This is a genomic window from Streptomyces sp. SD15 (assembly GCF_054462255.1).
Window position 1 is genome coordinate 1 of the sequence record NZ_JBTLMO010000134.1, and the last position, 1,505, is coordinate 1,505.

Genomic DNA, 1,505 nt, shown 5'->3' on the forward strand with positions numbered 1-1,505 from the left:
GCGTCCGCGGCCACCGTCGCCGTCACCGTCACCGGCTCGCCCACCACCGACGGATCGGGAGCGGACGTCACCGTGGCGGTCGTCGCGGCCTGGTCCACGGTCTGAGTGTCGGTACCGGTGGAGGCGTTGAAGTCGCCGTTCCCTGCATAGGTGGCGGTGATGGTGTACGGGCTGCCCACCGTGGTGGCATACGTGTGCGTGACCGTGGCCACGCCACCCACCAGGGTCCCCGTCGCGTCGGGCGTCCCGTCGCCGAAGTCGAAGGTGACCGTTCCCGTCGGCGTCCCCGCACCCGGAGCGTCCGCGGCCACCGTCGCCGTCACCGTCACCGGCTCGCCCACCACCGACGGATCGGGAGCGGACGTCACCGTGGTCGCGGTGTCCGCAGCGCCGACCGTGTGCGGGTCGGTGTCAGAGGAGCCTGCGAAGCTGGTGTCTCCGCCGTAGGTGGCGGTGATGGTGAACGGGCTACCGGTCGCCGTGGCGTAGGTGTGAGTTGCCGTGGCCGTGCCGCCCACGACGACTCCGGGGACCGGTGTGGAACCGTCGCCGAAGTCGAAGGTGACCGTCCCCGTCGGCGTCCCCACCCCTGGAGCGGTCGATGTCACCGTCGCCGTGGCCGTCACCTGCTCACCGACCAGGGACGGGTCGGGTGCCGACGTCACCACGGTCGTCGTGGCCGACTGGTTCACCGTGTGGGTGTCGGCGCCGACCGACGGATCGAAGTTGCTGTTGCCGGTGTAGACGGCGTTGATGGTGTGGGGGCCGACCGTCAGGGCACCGGTGGTGACGGTGGCGGTGCCCGCGATGACGGGAGCGCTGAGGACCGGTCCGCCGCTGATGACGAAGAACACCGTCCCGCCGGGCGTACCGGCTCCGGGCGGGGTGGGCGTCACCGTGGCGGTGATCGTCACTTGTTCGCCGAAGACCGACGGGTCGGGAGTCGACGTGACCGCGGTGGTCGTCGCGGCCAGGCCCACGGTCTGAGTGTCGGTACCGGTGGAGGCACTGAAGTCGCCGTTCCCTGCATAGGTGGCGGTGACGGTGTAGGGGCTGCCCACGGTGCTGGTGTAGGTGTGGGTCACCGTCGCCGTCCCGCCCACAAGGGTCACGGTCTCGGCGGGTGACCCGTCCCCGAAGGTGACGATCACGTCTCCGGTCGGTGTTCCTGTGCCGGGTGCCTCGGCGTCCACCACCACGGTGATGTCGACCGGTTGGCCGACCAGCGAGGGGTCGGGGCTGGTGGCGACCGTGGTGGTGGTTCCGGCCGCTTCGACGGTCTGGGTGTCGGTGCCCGAGGAGGTGGTGAAGTTGGCGTCGCCGCTGTAGGTGGCGGTGACGGTGAACGGACTGCCGGTTGTCGTGGTGTAGGCGTGCGTGGTTGTGGCGGTACCGCCGACGACCGGCACCGTCACCGTCGCGCTGCCGTCACCGAAGTCGAAGGTGACCGTCCCCGTCGGCGTGCCCGCACCCGGCGCCACCGGCGCCACGGTGGCAGTGAAACT

The 1,505-nt window shown here is 70.8% G+C and carries 1 protein-coding gene; it reads right to left on the reverse strand.

Annotated features, from left to right (window positions below):
* Nucleotides 1-1,490, reverse strand: a 1,490-nt coding sequence (locus tag ACX28W_RS43860; protein WP_459005683.1) for an Ig-like domain repeat protein, incomplete at its 3' end; no start/stop codon positions are given.
* Nucleotides 1,491-1,505 lie beyond the last annotated feature (15 nt).